22 protein-coding genes are annotated in these 16,469 nt (G+C 57.4%); 12 read left to right on the top strand and 10 right to left on the bottom strand.

Annotation, left to right across the window (positions count from 1 at the left end):
* Positions 1 to 43: 43 nt before the first annotated feature.
* The 3 genes from pmbA to K0F75_RS13225 all read left to right on the top strand — a co-directional run bounded on the left by pmbA (position 44) and on the right by K0F75_RS13225 (position 2,165).
* Complete coding sequence (gene pmbA / locus K0F75_RS13235; protein WP_219062306.1) at positions 44 to 1,390, top strand: metalloprotease PmbA; 1,347 nt, start codon at positions 44 to 46, stop codon at positions 1,388 to 1,390.
* A gap of 111 nt (positions 1,391 to 1,501) precedes the next feature.
* The gene (locus K0F75_RS13230) at positions 1,502 to 1,867 is read left to right on the top strand and encodes a type II toxin-antitoxin system RelE/ParE family toxin (RefSeq protein WP_219062305.1); all 366 of its coding nucleotides are present in this window, start codon (positions 1,502 to 1,504) and stop codon (positions 1,865 to 1,867) included.
* Entirely contained in the window at positions 1,860 to 2,165 is a 306-nt protein-coding gene (locus tag K0F75_RS13225) for an XRE family transcriptional regulator (protein ID WP_219062304.1), read from the top strand. Before K0F75_RS13230 ends, K0F75_RS13225 begins: the two co-directional genes overlap by 8 nt.
* A 37-nt stretch (positions 2,166 to 2,202) precedes the next feature.
* Here the strand turns inward: K0F75_RS13225 and K0F75_RS13220 are convergent, their stop codons facing one another.
* The 10 genes from K0F75_RS13220 to K0F75_RS13175 all read right to left on the bottom strand — a co-directional run bounded on the left by K0F75_RS13220 (position 2,203) and on the right by K0F75_RS13175 (position 9,244).
* The gene (locus K0F75_RS13220; RefSeq protein WP_219062303.1) at positions 2,203 to 2,475 is read right to left on the bottom strand and encodes an HPr family phosphocarrier protein; all 273 of its coding nucleotides are present in this window, start codon (positions 2,473 to 2,475) and stop codon (positions 2,203 to 2,205) included.
* Between the two features lie 16 nt (positions 2,476 to 2,491).
* Positions 2,492 to 3,349 (bottom strand): RNase adapter RapZ, encoded by an 858-nt coding sequence (gene rapZ / locus K0F75_RS13215; RefSeq protein WP_219062362.1) that lies wholly within the window; start codon positions 3,347 to 3,349, stop codon positions 2,492 to 2,494.
* 2 nt (positions 3,350 to 3,351) lie between these two features.
* Entirely contained in the window at positions 3,352 to 3,813 is a 462-nt protein-coding gene (ptsN, locus tag K0F75_RS13210) for a PTS IIA-like nitrogen regulatory protein PtsN (protein WP_219062302.1), read from the bottom strand.
* Between the two features lie 12 nt (positions 3,814 to 3,825).
* Positions 3,826 to 4,134 (bottom strand): ribosome hibernation-promoting factor, HPF/YfiA family, encoded by a 309-nt coding sequence (hpf, locus tag K0F75_RS13205; RefSeq protein ID WP_065832888.1) that lies wholly within the window; start codon positions 4,132 to 4,134, stop codon positions 3,826 to 3,828.
* An 80-nt stretch (positions 4,135 to 4,214) separates the two neighbouring features.
* Positions 4,215 to 5,711, bottom strand: coding sequence for an RNA polymerase factor sigma-54 (locus K0F75_RS13200; protein ID WP_219062301.1), 1,497 nt, complete (start codon positions 5,709 to 5,711; stop codon positions 4,215 to 4,217).
* A gap of 186 nt (positions 5,712 to 5,897) precedes the next feature.
* Positions 5,898 to 6,623, bottom strand: coding sequence for an LPS export ABC transporter ATP-binding protein (gene lptB / locus K0F75_RS13195; protein ID WP_219062300.1), 726 nt, complete (start codon positions 6,621 to 6,623; stop codon positions 5,898 to 5,900).
* On the bottom strand, positions 6,623 to 7,165 hold the full coding sequence (gene lptA, locus K0F75_RS13190; RefSeq protein WP_219062299.1) for a lipopolysaccharide transport periplasmic protein LptA: 543 nt from the start codon (positions 7,163 to 7,165) through the stop codon (positions 6,623 to 6,625). The genes lptB and lptA overlap by 1 nt, the downstream gene beginning before the upstream one ends.
* Positions 7,152 to 7,724: an LPS export ABC transporter periplasmic protein LptC gene (lptC, locus tag K0F75_RS13185; RefSeq protein WP_219062298.1), complete on the bottom strand. Its 573-nt coding sequence runs from the start codon at positions 7,722 to 7,724 to the stop codon at positions 7,152 to 7,154. Before lptC ends, lptA begins: the two co-directional genes overlap by 14 nt.
* A gap of 9 nt (positions 7,725 to 7,733) precedes the next feature.
* Entirely contained in the window at positions 7,734 to 8,270 is a 537-nt protein-coding gene (gene kdsC, locus K0F75_RS13180) for a 3-deoxy-manno-octulosonate-8-phosphatase KdsC (RefSeq protein WP_219062297.1), read from the bottom strand.
* On the bottom strand, positions 8,270 to 9,244 hold the full coding sequence (locus K0F75_RS13175; RefSeq protein WP_219062296.1) for a KpsF/GutQ family sugar-phosphate isomerase: 975 nt from the start codon (positions 9,242 to 9,244) through the stop codon (positions 8,270 to 8,272). The genes kdsC and K0F75_RS13175 overlap by 1 nt, the downstream gene beginning before the upstream one ends.
* Before the next feature lie 317 nt (positions 9,245 to 9,561).
* On the opposite strand from K0F75_RS13175, the gene K0F75_RS13170 reads away from it, so the two are divergent.
* From K0F75_RS13170 to hisD, 9 genes are all read left to right on the top strand, one after another.
* A complete protein-coding gene (locus K0F75_RS13170; RefSeq protein WP_219062295.1) occupies positions 9,562 to 10,371 on the top strand; it encodes an ATP-binding cassette domain-containing protein in 810 nt (269 codons plus the stop codon).
* Positions 10,371 to 11,168 carry a lipid asymmetry maintenance ABC transporter permease subunit MlaE gene (gene mlaE / locus K0F75_RS13165; protein ID WP_219062294.1) on the top strand — a complete coding sequence of 266 codons (798 nt, stop codon included), beginning with the start codon at positions 10,371 to 10,373 and terminating at the stop codon, positions 11,166 to 11,168. Before K0F75_RS13170 ends, mlaE begins: the two co-directional genes overlap by 1 nt.
* The gene (mlaD, locus tag K0F75_RS13160) at positions 11,168 to 11,635 is read left to right on the top strand and encodes an outer membrane lipid asymmetry maintenance protein MlaD (protein ID WP_219062293.1); all 468 of its coding nucleotides are present in this window, start codon (positions 11,168 to 11,170) and stop codon (positions 11,633 to 11,635) included. Before mlaE ends, mlaD begins: the two co-directional genes overlap by 1 nt.
* Positions 11,636 to 11,646: 11 nt before the next feature.
* Positions 11,647 to 12,303 (top strand): phospholipid-binding protein MlaC, encoded by a 657-nt coding sequence (locus K0F75_RS13155; protein ID WP_219062292.1) that lies wholly within the window; start codon positions 11,647 to 11,649, stop codon positions 12,301 to 12,303.
* A complete protein-coding gene (locus tag K0F75_RS13150) occupies positions 12,296 to 12,610 on the top strand; it encodes a lipid asymmetry maintenance protein MlaB (protein WP_219062291.1) in 315 nt (104 codons plus the stop codon). The genes K0F75_RS13155 and K0F75_RS13150 overlap by 8 nt, the downstream gene beginning before the upstream one ends.
* A 103-nt stretch (positions 12,611 to 12,713) precedes the next feature.
* Positions 12,714 to 12,953 carry a BolA family protein gene (locus tag K0F75_RS13145; RefSeq protein WP_219062290.1) on the top strand — a complete coding sequence of 80 codons (240 nt, stop codon included), beginning with the start codon at positions 12,714 to 12,716 and terminating at the stop codon, positions 12,951 to 12,953.
* Positions 12,954 to 12,975: 22 nt separating this feature from the next.
* A complete protein-coding gene (gene murA, locus K0F75_RS13140) occupies positions 12,976 to 14,241 on the top strand; it encodes a UDP-N-acetylglucosamine 1-carboxyvinyltransferase (protein ID WP_219062289.1) in 1,266 nt (421 codons plus the stop codon).
* Between the two features lie 107 nt (positions 14,242 to 14,348).
* Positions 14,349 to 14,984, top strand: coding sequence for an ATP phosphoribosyltransferase (gene hisG, locus K0F75_RS13135; RefSeq protein ID WP_219062288.1), 636 nt, complete (start codon positions 14,349 to 14,351; stop codon positions 14,982 to 14,984).
* A gap of 141 nt (positions 14,985 to 15,125) precedes the next feature.
* Entirely contained in the window at positions 15,126 to 16,469 is a 1,344-nt protein-coding gene (gene hisD, locus K0F75_RS13130) for a histidinol dehydrogenase (protein WP_219062287.1), read from the top strand.

The following is a 16,469-nucleotide window of genomic DNA, read 5'->3' as shown; positions in this document are numbered from 1 at the left end:
GGTATTCGGCCTGTACCGAAAGCAGAATTTGATGGAGAAAGTCATGAGTACAGCTCAAAGCGTAGGCCCGCAAGCCTTGCCTGCACTGCAAGAACAGGTTGAGCAAATCATCGCCGAAGCCAAGCGTCAGGGCGCAAGCGCCTGTGAAGTGGCGGTATCCCTGGAGCAGGGCTTGTCGACCACGGTTCGCCAGCGTGAAGTGGAAACCGTCGAGTTCAACCGCGACCAGGGCTTTGGTATCACCCTGTATGTCGGTCAGCGCAAAGGCTCCGCCAGTACCTCCGCCAGCGGCGCTGACGCCATTCGCGAAACCGTAGCGGCTGCGTTGGCGATTGCCAAACACACCTCCGAAGATGAATGCTCCGGTCTCGCCGACGCTGCGCTGATGGCTAAAGAACAGCCAGACTTCGATCTGTTCCACGCGTGGGATATCACCCCGGAACAAGCCATTGAGCGTGCCTTGATCTGTGAAGCGGCGGCGTTCGATGCCGACAGCCGGATCAAGAATGCCGACGGCACCACGCTCAACACCCATCAAGGGTGTCGCGTGTATGGCAACAGCCACGGTTTTATTGGCGGCTCTGCCTCGACACGCCACAGCTTGAGCTGCGTGATGATCGCCGAGGGCGAAGGGCAGATGCAGCGCGACTACTGGTACGACGTGAGTCGCCAGGGCGAGTTGTTGGCGGACGCGCAAAGCATTGGCCGTCGTGCGGCACAGCGCGCGGCCAGCCGCTTGGGCGCGCGTCCGGTACCGACGTGTGAAGTTCCGGTGTTGTTCGCTGCGGAATTGGCGGGCAGTTTGTTCGGTCATCTTCTGTCCGCCATTTCCGGCGGCAATCTGTATCGTAAATCATCCTTTCTGGAAGGAGCGATGGGGCAGCGCCTGTTCCCTGAATGGCTGACCCTCGACGAACGGCCGCACCTGATGCGTGCCATGGGCAGCTCGGCGTTCGACGGTGATGGCCTGGCAACCTATGCCAAACCCTTCGTGGAGAACGGCGATTTGGTGTCCTACGTTCTGGGCACTTACTCAGGCCGCAAGCTGGGTCTGCCGAGCACAGCCAACTCAGGCGGCGTGCATAACCTGTTCGTCACCCACGGTGTGGAAGATCAGACAGCGCTGCTGCGTCGCATGGGCCGCGGCTTGCTGGTCACTGAGTTGATGGGCAGTGGTTTGAATATGGTCACCGGCGACTACTCTCGTGGCGCGGCAGGCTTTTGGGTCGAGAACGGCGAAATCCAGTTCCCGGTTCAGGAAGTCACCATTGCCGGCAACCTGCGTGACATGTTCAAACAGATCGTCGCGGTCGGCAGCGATCTCGAACTGCGCAGCAATATCCGCACAGGCTCTGTGCTGATCGAACGCATGACGGTTGCGGGTAGCTGATCCAGGAAACAAGAGCCTCATGCTTCCCGCATGAGGCTCTCCGTCTCGGCGGACAAAAAATCATACATATATTCCATTGAGGTTATACTCGATTGTCGGCATATTTCGCCCATGGATTGGGAAATTGAGTACACCGATGAGTTCGAGGGCTGGTGGGAAGATCTGAGCGAAGGCGAGCAGGTGTCGTTATCCGCGAGCGTTAAACTGTTGGAGCGGTTTGGGCCAGGGCTGCGTTTTCCGCACTGTAGCGGTATCAAGGGCTCTCGGCATGGCAACCTCCGTGAGTTGAGGGTGCAGCACGCTGGCCGTCCGTATAGGGTGCTGTATGCGTTTGATCCGCGCCGCTGCGTTCTGCTGTTGCTTGGCGGCGACAAGACCGGGCAAAACCGCTGGTACGAAGAGCACGTCCCATTGGCGGATCGCTTATATGACGAGCACTTGGAAACATTGCTCAAAGAGGGCCTGGATAATGGCTAAGAAATTCTCTGAACTCGAAGCGCGTATGGCACCTGAATCTCGTGCATGCGCGGAGACGCTTTATCAACAACACCTGAAGGAAATGCCCCTGAACGAGTTACGCCAGGCCAAGGCATTAAGCCAGGCAACACTGGCCGAAACGTTGCACGTCAATCAGGCGGCTATTTCAAAGATGGAGCGGCGCACGGATATGTACATTAGTACCCTGCGAAACTACATTCGCGCCATGGGAGGGGAGCTGGAAATTATCGCTACCTTCCCCGATGGCCAAGTGAGGATCGAAAACTTCGCTAATTGAACGAATCGACGATCTATCCTTCTTGTCTGGCGAGCATTTATTCGCCTTCATCAAACCGGTTGTTGATCAGCTCGATCAAGCCTTCGAGTGCTGCCTGATCGTCTTCACCTTCTGTGTGCAGGTGGATGTCGGTGCCTTTGCCTGCAGCCAGCATCATTACGGCCATGATGCTTTTGCCGTCGACCATGCTGTCGGGTGCGCGACCTACTCTGATCTGGCAGGGGAATCTTCCGGCGACGCCGACGAATTTAGCGGCGGCGCGCGCGTGCAAGCCAAGCTTGTTGATGATGGTGATTTGACGAACGGGCATCGCGATGAAGGTCCTTTCAGCTGAGGTCGCGGTGGCGGACCTGAACGTTCTTGAGAGATTGTTGCAAGACCTGACCCAGGCGCTCGGTCAGGTAGACGGATCGGTGGTGTCCGCCGGTGCAGCCAATGGCAATAGTCACGTAGGCACGGTTGCTGGCCGCAAAGCGCGGCAACCATTTGTTCAAGTAGGCGTAGATGTCCTGGAACATTTCTTCGACATCCGGCTGTGCCGCCAAATAATCGGCCACGGGCTGGTCGAGCCCGGACAGTTCGCGCAGCTCTGGCTTCCAGTAGGGGTTGGGCAGGCAGCGCACATCGAATACCAAGTCAGCATCTACTGGCATGCCACGCTTGAAACCAAACGATTCAACCAGAAACGCAGTGCCCGGCTCCGGCTTGTTCAGCAGGCGCAGTTTAAGCATGTCACGTAGCTGATAGAGGTTCAGGTGCGTGGTGTTGATTTTCAGGTCGGCCAGATCGATGATCGGTCCAAGCAGGTTGCTCTCGTCACGTATCGCTTCGGCAAGCGAGCGGTTGGCGCTGCTCAGGGGGTGGCGACGACGGGTTTCAGAGAAGCGTTTGAGCAGGGTTTCTTCATCGGCGTCGAGGTACAGCACATCGCACTGGATGTGGCGGCTGCGGACCTCTTCCAGCAATTCGGGAAAGCGCGACAGATGGCTCGGCAGGTTGCGCGCGTCGATGGAGACTGCGACCAGCGGCTGAGCCAGCTCAGTATGAATCAGGGCACGTTCGGCCAGCTCCGGGAGCAGGCCCGCAGGCAGGTTGTCGATGCAATAGAAGCCGTTGTCTTCCAGTACATCCAGTGCGGTGCTCTTGCCGGAGCCGGATCGGCCGCTGACGATGATCATGCGCATCATCAGTGGCCGTTCTGCACGTCCAGTACCACCTGATAAAGCGCTTCATCGCTTTGGGCACTGCGTAGGCGGTCACGCACATCGGCGCGGTCAAGCATGCTGGCGATCTGGCGCAGCAGCTCCAGGTGTTCATCGGTGGCAGCTTCCGGGACCAGAAGCACAAAAAGCAGGTCCACAGGCCTGCCGTCGATGGCGTCAAAGTCTACGGGGGTGTCGAGGTGTAAAAGGGCGCTGATGGGCATCGGACAGCCCGTCAGCCGGCAATGCGGAATAGCGATGCCATTACCGAAGCCGGTCGAGCCGAGTTTTTCGCGGGCGATAAGACTCGTGAGTACCAAATCCGAATCGAGCTCCGTTTCACGGCCGATCAGCTTGGCAATTTGCTCAAGAACATTTTTTTTACTGCTGCTCGGCACGTTCACGAGTGAACGGCCGGCAGTCAGGATATTTTCAAGTCGGATCATGGGTTGTGGGTGTTAGCGAGCTGTCGCACCCTTTAGGATGTTCTGCTGCTTTTCCTTATGCTTGAGCAATTGTCGGTCCAGCTTGTCAGTGAGTAGGTCGATTGCCGCATACATGTCGTCATGTTCTGCGTTAGCGACCACCTCTCCACCGTGGATGTGCAGCGTGGCTTCGATTTTCTGTTTCAGTTTCTCGACCGCCATCGTGACCTGCACATTGGTAATCTTGTCAAAGTGCCCTTCGAGCTTCTTGAGTTTGAGCTCGATGTATTCGCGCAGGGGCTTGGTCACTTCCAATTGGTGTCCACTGATGTTGACTTGCATACAGCGTCTCCTTCGTTGCCAGTACATAAAGAGGCAGGCCTGAATGCCTACCACTGGAACGCTACGGCGTACGGCCACCCTTACATCAATCGCTTGCGTTCGCTTGACGGTGCTATCCCAAGTGATTCGCGGTATTTAGCGACAGTGCGTCGGGCTACCTGAATGCCTTGTGCCTCCAGTAAACCAGCGATCTTGCTGTCACTCAACGGCTTTTTCTGATTTTCCGCGGCAACCAGTTTTTTGATGATCGCGCGGATGGCTGTGGACGAACACTCTCCGCCCTCCGAGGTGCTTACGTGACTGGAAAAGAAATATTTCAGTTCGTAAATACCGCGCGGGGTATGCATGAATTTTTGCGTGGTTACCCGTGAAATCGTTGATTCGTGCATGCCTACCGCTTCGGCGATGTCATGCAGAACCAAGGGTTTCATGGCTTCGTCGCCGTACTCAAGGAAGCCGCGCTGGTGCTCAACGATCTGTGTGGCCACTTTCATCAGCGTTTCGTTGCGGCTCTGCAGGCTCTTGATGAACCAGCGGGCCTCCTGCAACTGATTGCGCATGAAGGTGTTGTCAGCGCTGGTGTCGGCCCTGCGGACAAACCCTGCGTATTGCGGGTTGACCCGCAGGCGGGGCACGGACTCTTGATTGAGCTCTACCAGCCAGCGTTCATTGTCTTTGCGCACGATCACGTCGGGCACGACGTATTCGGCCTCACTGGACTCGATTTGCGAGCCGGGGCGCGGGTTAAGGCTTTGCACCAGTTCAATGACCTGGCGCAGCTCGTCTTCCTTGAGCTTCATGCGCCGCATCAACTGAGCGTAGTCGCGGCTGCCAAGCAGGTCGATGTAGTCTCCGACCAAGCGTTGTGCTTCGGCCAGCCAGCGCGTTTTCGCGGGGAGCTGACGCAATTGCAGCGACAGGCATTCGCTCAGGTTACGAGCGCCGATACCTGCGGGTTCGAATTGCTGGATACGGTGCAGTACCGCTTCGATTTCATCCAGCTCGACATCCATTTCCGGATCGAAGGCATCGAGGATTTCCTCAAGCGACTCGTCCAGGTAGCCCTGATTGTTGATGCAGTCGATCAGCGTGACAGCGATCAATCGATCAGTATCGGACATGGGTGCCAGATTCAATTGCCACAGCAGATGGCTTTGCAGGCTCTCGCCGGCCGATGTGCGAGTGGTGAAGTCCCATTCGTCATCATCGTTGTTGCTGCTGGGCAGGCTGCTGGCGCTGGTCTGATATACGTCATCCCAAGCGGTATCAACGGGCAGTTCGCTGGGGATGCGGTCGTTCCAGTCGCCTTCTTCCAGGTTGTCCACCGTCGGGGCGGGCTCCTGGTAGGTGGGTTCCTGTACGTCAGGATTGGGTTTCTCTATGTTGTCGGCCAGCGGATCGGCATTGTCGAAGTCGTCGCCTTCTTCCTGGCGTTCCAGCATAGGGTTCGACTCCAACGCTTCCTGGATTTCCTGTTGAAGGTCCAGGGTCGACAATTGGAGGAGGCGGATGGCCTGTTGCAGCTGCGGTGTCATCGTCAGCTGCTGGCCCATTCTCAGGACTAGCGATGGTTTCATGGCAGGGGCTTAACACCTTATTCGCCGGCGCACATGCGCCATCCACTACAGGGCGCCGAAGCGCCAGCTTAAGCAAATTATATGCCTGAAACCTAAGTGTTTGCCTAGGGTGTGATGACAATTAATGTTCTTGTCAGCACTGCACCCTAGCGTCCGTCGCCGATGAAGAGCGAAACACCGCAGAACTTACAGGCGGAATTCATGGCCGAGGTAAACCTCTTTAACCAGTTGGTTAGCCAGAATGGTTTCTGAATCACCCTCAGCGATCAGTTGCCCGTCGTTGACGATGTAAGCTGTTTCACAAATATCCAGGGTGTCACGTACGTTGTGATCGGTGATCAGTACGCCGATGCCCTTGGCTTTCAAGTGATAAATGATTTGTTTGATGTCGCCGACGGAAATGGGGTCGACACCGGCAAACGGTTCATCAAGCAGGATGAATTTTGGCGAAGTCGCCAAGGCGCGAGCGATTTCCACACGGCGGCGTTCACCACCGGACAGGCTCATGCCCAGGTTGTCGCGTATGTGGCTGATGTGGAACTCCTGCAGCAGGCTTTCCAGCTCCTTGCGACGTGCCGTGCGGTCGAGTTCCTTGCGGGTCTCGAGGATCGCCATGATGTTATCGGCAACCGACAGCTTGCGGAAAATCGAGGCTTCCTGCGGCAGGTAGCCGATCCCGGCGCGCGCGCGACCGTGCATGGGTTGGTGACTGACGTCTTGATCGTCGATCAAGACGCGACCCTGGTCGGCCTGGACCAACCCTACGATCATGTAGAAACAGGTGGTTTTGCCCGCGCCGTTAGGGCCCAGCAGTCCCACGATTTGCCCGCTCTCGATCGACAGGCTGACATCGCGCACAACCTGACGACCTTTATAGCTTTTAGCCAGATGCTGGGCTTTAAGCGTCGCCATTACGGAGCCTTCTGCGGTGCAGGTTTGTTTTTCGGCTGGATGACCATGTCGATTCGCGGACGTGGTGCCGTCACCTTGGCGCCGTTGGCGCGGCCGGCATTGACGATCTGTTTCACCGTGTCATAGACGATTTTCTCGCCTTCGGACGTATTGCCGTCGTTGATGACCTTGGCCTTGTCGATCAGGATGATCCGGTCGAGGGCGGCGAAGTACTGGATGGTCACGCCGTACGCTTGAACGATAGGCTTGTCGACGGCAGGTTTCTGTTCGTAGTAAGCAAGATTGCCGACGGCGGTGAATACGTCGACTTCACCGGTTGGTGTCCGGGTGATGGTCACGGTGTTGCCGGTGATCTTCATCGAGCCTTGGGTGATGATGACATTGCCTTTGTAGGTGGCAATGCCCTGCTTGTCATCGAGTTGCGCATCGTCAGACTGAATATGAATAGGCTGATCGCGGTCCGTCGGCAGAGCCCAGGCGCTCACGCTTCCCAGTGCTGCGCCCAAACCGAGCAAAAAAGGGAGGGTTTTAACGAGCCTCATACTGTCCTCTTACGTTGGACAGCAGGTGCATCCTGCCGTCGTTCAAATACGCTTTCATACCCGTGCCAGTGGATACACCGCCGAAACCATCGATTCTAACGGCTTGCTCGGTCTGCGCATATTGCTTCTGTGGGAATACAGTCATTCGACTGCTGGTAATAATCGTTGTCCGGTTTTTTTCGTCAGTGCGTGCGATACGTACCGAATCGATGAGCTCGACCTCCGTGCCGCCGGGCGAGACTTCTCCCTTCTTGCTCTGGACATGCCAGGGGAAGAGGGCGCCGCGATACAGTTGCAGGTCCGGATTGGTCAGCAGGGTGATGTCGGAAATCTGCACATGCTCGACCTTGTCGGCGGTCATGTCGTATTGAAGCTTGCCGTCCGGGAGGAACTGCACACTGTGAGCATTCATCGCATAAAAATCGATGGTGGCCGCGTCAACAGGTGCAGCCCGCTGCTCCAGAAAGGTTTCAGGGCTGATGTTCCAGTAGCCCGCCGCCGCCAGCATCAGCGCAAGCACACCCAGAATCAAAAACCGGCGAATCTTTTTACTCAGCATAAATGACTTCTATAAGTAGGCGGCATGGGCCGCTTCAAGGCTGCCTTGAGCGCTAAGGATCAACTCGCAAAACTCGCGAGCCGCGCCTTCGCCGCCGCGAGCCTGAGTAATACCGTGGGCATGTTGCCGGACAAAGCTGGCCGCATTGGCGACCGCCATGCCAAGGCCGACGCGCCGAATGACGGGCAAGTCTGGCAGGTCGTCACCCAGGTAAGCGACCTGTTCATAGCTTAGATTGAGTTGGGCAAGTAGTTCGTCAAGAACGACCAGTTTATCTTCGCGGCCTTGATACAGGTGCTGGATGCCCAGATTCTGCGCGCGGCGCTCGACCACCGGTGTGCGGCGCCCGCTGATGATAGCGGTGTGCACGCCCGAGGCGATCAGCATTTTGATGCCTTGACCGTCGAGCGTATTAAACGTTTTGAACTCACTGCCGTCTTCGAGAAAGTACAGGCGGCCGTCCGTTAGCACGCCATCGACGTCGAAAATGGCCAGTTTGATGTTCTTGCCGCGTTGCAGCAGGTCCTGCATCGTCACTTCGCTCATTACATAACCCCCGCGCGCAGCAGGTCTTGCAGGTTGAAGGCGCCAATAGGGTGGTCGTTCTTGTCGACCACGATCAAGGCTCCAATTTTGTGGTCCTCCATGATTTTCAACGCCTCGGCTGCAAGCATCTCGGGGCGAGCGGTCTTGCCATGGAGTGTCATCACTTCGTCTATGGTCGCTTTGCGAATATCGATGCTGCGGTCCAGGGTCCTGCGCAAATCGCCGTCGGTAAATATCCCGGCGAGGCGGCCATCGGCCTCCACAACGGCGGTCATGCCCAAGCCCTTGTGGGTCATTTCCATCAGTGCATCACGCAGCAGCGTGCCGCGCTGAACCTTCGGCAAGTCTTCCCCGATATGCATGACGTGCTCGACTTTGAGCAGTAACCGTCTGCCAAGCGCGCCGCCTGGATGGGAGAAGGCAAAGTCTTCTGCCGTAAATCCGCGCGCTTCGAGCAGGGCGACTGCCAGTGCATCACCCATCACCAGTGCGGCGGTGGTCGAGGACGTCGGGGCCAGGTTCAGCGGGCAGGCCTCTTGCGTGACGTAGACGTTGAGATTGATTTCCGCGGCCTTGGCCAGCGGCGAATCAGGGTTGCCGGTCAGGCTGATCATCTTGATGCCCAAGCGTTTGATCAGTGGCAGCAAGGTGACGATTTCGGCGGTCGAACCCGAGTTGGAGATCGCCAGAATGATGTCGTCGCGGGTGATCATGCCCATGTCACCGTGGCTTGCTTCAGCCGGGTGGACGAAGAATGCGGTGGTGCCCGTGCTTGCCAAGGTGGCGGCAATCTTGTTGCCGATGTGCCCGGACTTGCCCATGCCGACCACTACAACACGGCCTGTACCGGCCAGAATCATCTCGCAAGCGCGCACGAAATCCGCGTCGATATGGGCCAGCAAGCCTTCTACGGCTTCTATTTCGAGGCGGATGGTGCGTTGTGCTGTTTGAATCAGGTCGCTGGATTGGCTCATGTCAAAAATCGGTCAGCCTGATGAAAAGGCGGCGATTATAGCGGTAATGGCTCAATCCCTCACGCTTGATCGTCCGACTTTGTCGTGCGCCCAAAAATCAGGTCAGGTACACGTGGACTGATTGTGTCCTTTGTAGGACGTTTCGCAATTGTTCGAATTATCTGTCTCGCACCTTAACGAAAGAGGCTTCTACCGTGGGCCGCGCGCGCGGGCGGTGGTATAGTTCGCCGCCGGTTCTGCCCCCCGGACAGCCACAGCGCGTGTCTTGCGGCACGGACCTGGCGTCAGAGTGTGAGGCTGCATCGCAAGGAGTTTAGATGAGTGCCGATAACGCCTACGCGGTCGAGCTGAAGGGTGTCACCTTCATGCGCGGGACGCGCAGCATTTTCAATAATGTTGATATTCGTATTCCGCGGGGCAAGGTCACCGGCATCATGGGACCTTCCGGCTGTGGCAAGACGACCTTGCTGCGTTTGATGGGCGCGCAGTTGCGTCCCAGCAAAGGCGAGGTCTGGGTCAACGGCCAGAATCTGCCGGAATTGTCGCGCAGCGACCTGTTCGACGCACGCAAGCAAATGGGCGTGCTGTTTCAGAGTGGCGCCTTGTTCACGGATCTCGATGTGTTCGAGAACGTGGCCTTTCCGCTTCGCGTGCACACCGAGTTGCCGGAAGAAATGATCCGCGACATCGTCCTGCTCAAATTGCAGGCGGTTGGACTGCGCGGCGCCATCGAGCTGACGCCCGACGAGTTGTCTGGCGGCATGAAGCGTCGTGTGGCACTGGCTCGGGCGATTGCCCTTGATCCGCAGATCCTTATGTACGACGAACCCTTCGTGGGCCAGGACCCGATTGCCATGGGGGTGCTGGTGCGCTTGATTCGGTTGCTCAACGATGCGTTGGGGATCACCAGCATTGTGGTGTCCCACGATCTTGCCGAAACAGCGAGTATCGCTGACTACCTCTATGTAGTCGGCGACGGCCAGGTATTGGGGCAGGGGACCCCCGAGGAGTTGATGAACTCGGACAACCCTCGTATTCATCAATTCATGACTGGTGACCCTGACGGCCCTGTGCCGTTTCACTATCCGGCACCGGATTATCGCGAAGAACTTTTGGGGAAGCGCTGATGCGCAGAAAGTCACTACTGGAGCGGATTCGTCTGTTCGGGCACGCTGCGATCGATAGCATTACGGTGCTGGGGCGCTCCGGCATATTTCTGGTTCATGTGTTGTTCGGCCGCGGCGGCATTGGCGGCAGTTTTCAACTGCTGGTCAGGCAACTGCATTCAATCGGCGTCATGTCCCTGCTGATTATTGTGGTTTCGGGGGGCTTCATCGGCATGGTGTTGGCGCTCCAGGGCTTCAACATCCTGACTAAATATGGCTCGGAGCAGGCTGTCGGGCAGATGGTTGCGTTGACCCTGTTGCGTGAGTTGGGGCCTGTGGTTGCGGCTCTGCTGTTCGCCGGGCGCGCGGGTTCCGCGTTGACCGCTGAAATTGGCAACATGAAATCCACTGAGCAATTGTCCAGCCTGGAAATGATTGGCGTCGATCCGCTCAAGTACATCGTTGCGCCGCGTCTGTGGGCTGGATTCATCTCTCTGCCGTTGTTGGCGATGATCTTCAGTGTGGTCGGGATCTGGTGCGGCTCCTGGGTTGCGATCGACTGGCTGGGCGTTTACGAAGGCTCATTCTGGTCAAACATGCAAAACAGCGTGTCCTTCACGGATGATGTGCTCAATGGCGTTATTAAAAGCGTAATCTTTGCTTTTGTTGTTACCTGGATTGCCGTGTTTCAGGGTTACGACTGCGAGCCCACTTCGGAAGGGATCAGTCGTGCCACCACTAAAACAGTGGTGTATGCCTCGTTGGCCATCTTAGGCCTGGACTTTATTCTGACTGCCCTGATGTTTGGAGACTTTTGATGCAAAACCGCACCCTGGAAACCGGTGTCGGCCTATTCCTGCTGGCCGGGATCTTGGCTTTGCTGTTGCTGGCCTTGCGGGTCAGTGGTTTGAGCGTAAGCGCGACCAGCGACAGCTATAAACTTTATGCGTACTTCGACAATATTGCCGGTTTGACTGTCAGAGCCAAGGTGACCTTGGCGGGCGTGACAATCGGTAAGGTCACGGCTATCGATCTGGATCGCGACAGTTTTACCGGGCGGGTGACAATGGAGGTTGAAAAGCGGGTGAATAACCTGCCATCGGACTCCACGGCTTCCATCCTTACCGCCGGTTTGCTGGGTGAGAAATACATCGGTATCAGCGTGGGCGGGGAAGAGGCGCTGCTCAAAGACGGCAGCACGATTCACGATACCCAGTCTTCGTTGGTGCTGGAGGATCTGATCGGCAAATTCCTGCTCAATACCGTGAGTAAAGACGCCAAATGAGGAGCTTCTCTATGATCTCAATCTTGCGCCGTGGCCTGCTTGTGTTGCTGGCTGCGCTTCCATTGGTCGCGAATGCGGCGGCCGCGCCGTCCGCCCATGATCTGGTGGATCGCACGACCAAGGAATTGTTGAGCGATCTGGCCGCGCATAAAGAGCAATACAAAACCAATCCGAGCGCTTTTTACGATGCCTTGAACCGCATTGTCGGCCCGGTAGTGGATGCCGAGGGCATCTCGAAAAGCATCATGACGGTCAAGTACTCTCGCAAAGCGACACCTGAGCAAATGCTGCGCTTTCAGGATAATTTCAAGCGGAGCCTGATGCAGTTCTATGGCAACGCACTGCTTGAGTACAACAACCAGGGCATTACAGTCGCCGCAGCCAAAGATGAAAACGATACCCGGACCAGCGTCGATATGCAGGTCAAGGGCACCAACGGCACCCTGTATCCTGTGTCCTACACGCTCGAGAAAATCAACGGCGAGTGGAAAGTGCGTAACGTCATTATCAACGGCATCAACATTGGCAAGCTGTTCCGTGATCAGTTCGCTGACGCCATGCAACACAATGGCAATGACCTTGATAAAACCATCAACGGTTGGGCGGGCGAAGTTGCCAAGGCCAAGGGCACCATCGATCAAGCGGCCGAGAAACCTGTCAATGAGTGAGTCAGGTGTTCGTCTTGGCGCGGCAGGTGAGTTGTACCTGAGTGGCGTGCTCGACTTCCGCACCGGGCCGGCTTTGCGCAAGCAAGGCCAGGCCCTGATCAAGGCCTGCACTGCGCCGGCCTTGATTCTGGACTGCTCCGCTGTGGAGAAATCCAGCAGTGTCGGCCTGGCGTTGCTGCTCGCTTTCATGCGCGACGCCGATGCAGCCGGAAAAAGTGTCAGCGTTCAGTCGCTGCCGGACGATATGCGCCAAATCGCCCAAGTGTCCGGCTTGATTGAGTTGCTGGAACCGAATCAGCCGTCATAAAAGAAAGCTTTCCGTCCGAGTGTGTCATTCCGGGGTTCGCAGCGAGGGGGCTTTTTTGTATGATGGCCGACCCGCGCGCGTAGGGCGCCGATCGAGGTTAAGCATGCAGGCCGTAGAAGTTAAAAGCTTCCTTGAAGGAAAGCTGCCGGAAATCCAGGTAGAAGTTGAAGGTGAAGGCTGCAATTTTCAGCTGAATGTGATCAGTGACGAGATGGCGACCCTTAGCCCAGTCAAGCGTCAGCAGCAGATCTATGCCCATTTGAACCCCTGGATCGCTGATGGCAGCATCCATGCGATCACTATGAAATTTTTCAGCCGCGCTGCATGGGCCGAGCGCACCTGAGCCAATTGGCGTCGAGATTCTAATGGATAAACTGATTATTACTGGCGGCGTTCGTCTTGATGGCGAAATCCGCATTTCCGGGGCAAAGAACTCTGCCCTGCCGATTCTTGCTGCAACGTTGCTGGCCGATGGGCCGGTGACGGTGTGCAACCTGCCGCACCTGCACGACATCACCACCATGATCGAGCTGTTCGGGCGCATGGGCATCGAGCCTGTGATCGACGAAAAGCTCAGCGTTGAAATCGACGCACGCACCATCAAGACCCTGATCGCCCCGTACGAATTGGTGAAAACCATGCGTGCTTCGATCCTGGTGCTGGGTCCGATGGTTGCCCGTTTCGGCGAAGCAGAAGTGGCGTTGCCTGGCGGTTGCGCCATCGGTTCACGTCCGGTCGATTTGCACATCCGTGGCCTTGAAGCCATGGGCGCGACCATCGACGTTGAAGGCGGCTACATCAAAGCGAAGGCGCCAGAAGGCGGCCTGCGTGGCGCGAACTTCTTCTTCGATACCGTCAGCGTGACCGGTACCGAAAACATCATGATGGCAGCCAGTCTGGCCAACGGCCGTAGCGTGTTGCAAAACGCTGCCCGTGAACCGGAAGTGGTCGACCTCGCCAACTGCCTGATCGCCATGGGTGCGAACATCACCGGCGCGGGCACTGACACCATCACCATCGATGGCGTTAAGCGTTTGCACGGTGCCACCTATAAAGTGATGCCCGACCGCATCGAGACCGGCACTTACCTGGTAGCGGCGGCGGCCACTGGCGGTCGCGTCAAGCTCAAGGATACCGATCCAACCATTCTGGAAGCTGTGTTGCTCAAGCTCCAGGAAGCAGGCGCTGAAGTCACTACTGGCGCTGACTGGATCGAACTGAACATGCACGGCAAGCGGCCTAAAGCCGTGAACCTGCGCACCGCCCCCTACCCGGCGTTCCCGACCGATATGCAGGCGCAGTTCGTCGCGCTGAACGCTATCGCCGAAGGCACCGGTGCCGTGATTGAAACGGTCTTCGAAAACCGCTTCATGCACGTCTATGAGATGCAGCGCATGGGCGCACAGATCCTGGTTGAAGGTAATACCGCGGTCGTGACCGGTGTTGATTTGCTCAAAGGCGCGCCCGTCATGGCGACCGACCTGCGTGCGTCGGCCAGCTTGGTGATCGCAGCGCTGGTTGCTCAGGGCGACACGTTGATCGATCGCATTTACCACATTGACCGTGGTTATGAATGCATCGAAGAAAAACTGCAGATGCTGGGCGCCAAGATCCGTCGCGTTCCGGGCTAGGGCCTGCGTACTGATCGTTCTGCACTAATGTCCTGGACCTGAATTCGTTCAGCACAGGACACGTGAGGCACACGGATGTGCCCGATTGCTAAGGACCTACGTTTCCCATGTTAACCATCGCACTGTCCAAGGGCCGCATTCTTGACGACACCCTGCCGCTTCTCGCTGAAGCAGGCATTGTGCCGACCGAGAATCCGGACAAAAGCCGCAAGCTGATTATCCCCACGACTCAGGCAGATGTACGCCTGCTGATCGTGCGCGCCACCGATGTGCCAACGTATGTCGAACATGGCGCCGCCGACCTGGGCGTTGCCGGTAAAGATGTGCTGATGGAATACGGCGGTCAGGGCCTGTACGAACCACTGGACCTGCAAATTGCCCAGTGCCGTCTGATGACTGCCGGCGCCATTGGCGCGGTGGAGCCAAAGGGCCGTCTGCGTGTGGCGACCAAGTTCGTCAACGTTGCCAAGCGTTACTACGCCGAGCAAGGCCGTCAGGTCGATATCATCAAGCTCTATGGCTCGATGGAACTCGCTCCCCTGATCGGTTTGGCCGACAAAATCATCGACGTGGTCGACACTGGCAACACGCTGCGTGCCAACGGCCTCGAGCCCCAGGAGCTGATTGCAACTATCAGTTCGCGTCTGGTGGTGAACAAGGCTTCGATGAAGATGCAACATGCGCGCATTCAGGCGCTGATCGATACGCTGCGTAAAGCAGTTGAGTCGCGACACCGCGGCTGATCCACCTGCGCGACGTTAAGTCGCGCCCATCTATCCGTGTCATAGCCAAATTTCTCAGGTGCCCGCGCGGATGGCTTGGTAGCTTAGGGCGATCATGCCCACCCGGCACCTGAGCAAATCGCCAATTATTGAGGCCTCGCTATGACCGCTTCCACTGCAATACGCCGACTTGATGCTGCTGACTCAGACTTTGCACGCCATCTGGATCATCTGCTGAGCTGGGAAAGTGTGTCTGACGACTCAGTCAATGAGCGCGTACTCGACATCATCAAGGCTGTGCGTGAGCGCGGCGACGCTGCATTGGTGGAATTCACTCAGCGTTTCGACGGGCTTGAAGTCGCCTCCATGGCAGAGCTGATCCTGCCCCGAGAGCGTCTGGAACTGGCCCTGACCCGCATCACTGCTGCGCAACGCGAAGCGCTGGAAAAAGCCGCCGACCGCGTGCGCATCTACCACGAAAAGCAAAAACAGGACTCCTGGACCTACACCGAAGCCGACGGCACGGTGCTGGGCCAGAAAGTCACGCCTTTGGACCGTGCGGGCCTGTACGTGCCCGGTGGCAAGGCGTCTTACCCGTCATCGGTATTGATGAATGCGATTCCGGCCAAAGTGGCTGGCGTGGCCGAAGTGGTCATGGTCGTGCCAACGCCTCGTGGCGAAATCAATGAGCTGGTACTCGCGGCGGCTTGCATTGCGGGCGTTGATCGCGTGTTCACCATTGGCGGCGCTCAGGCAGTGGCCGCGCTGGCCTACGGCACCGAAAGCGTACCCAAGGTCGATAAAGTCGTCGGCCCTGGCAACATCTATGTTGCCACCGCCAAGCGTCACGTCTTCGGCCAGGTCGGTATTGACATGATCGCCGGTCCGTCAGAAATTCTGGTGGTGTGCGATGGCCTGACAGATCCGGACTGGATCGCCATGGACCTGTTCTCCCAAGCCGAGCACGACGAAGACGCTCAGGCGATTCTGGTCAGCCCGGATGCCGAGTTCCTCGACAAGGTGGCGGCGAGCATCGCCAGGTTAATGCCGACCATGGAGCGCGCCGAGATCATCAAGACCTCGATCACCAGCCGTGGGGCCCTGATCAAAGTGGCCGACATGCAGCAAGCCATTGAAGTGGCCAACCGTATTGCACCGGAACACCTTGAGTTGTCGGTGGCCGACCCTGAAGCCTGGTTGCCGCAGATTCGCCATGCTGGCGCGATCTTCATGGGGCGTCACACCAGCGAAGCGCTGGGCGATTATTGCGCCGGTCCGAACCACGTGTTGCCGACCTCCGGCACCGCGCGTTTCTCGTCGCCGCTGGGTGTGTATGACTTCCAGAAGCGCTCGTCGATCATTTATTGCTCAGAGCAAGGTGCTTCCGAGTTGGGCAAAACGGCCTCGGTGTTGGCGCGTGGTGAGTCCCTGACCGCCCATGCCCGTAGCGCCGAATACCGGATCGTCGACAATAAAGAGCCCGCAGCTGGCAATGAGGCGAAATAA

The sequence above is a fragment of the Pseudomonas sp. UMAB-08 genome, from assembly GCF_900095225.1.
GTDB lineage: Bacteria > Pseudomonadota > Gammaproteobacteria > Pseudomonadales > Pseudomonadaceae > Aquipseudomonas.
The sequence above is the reverse complement of the archived record's forward strand: the minus strand, read 5'-3'. Positions and strand labels throughout refer to the sequence as shown.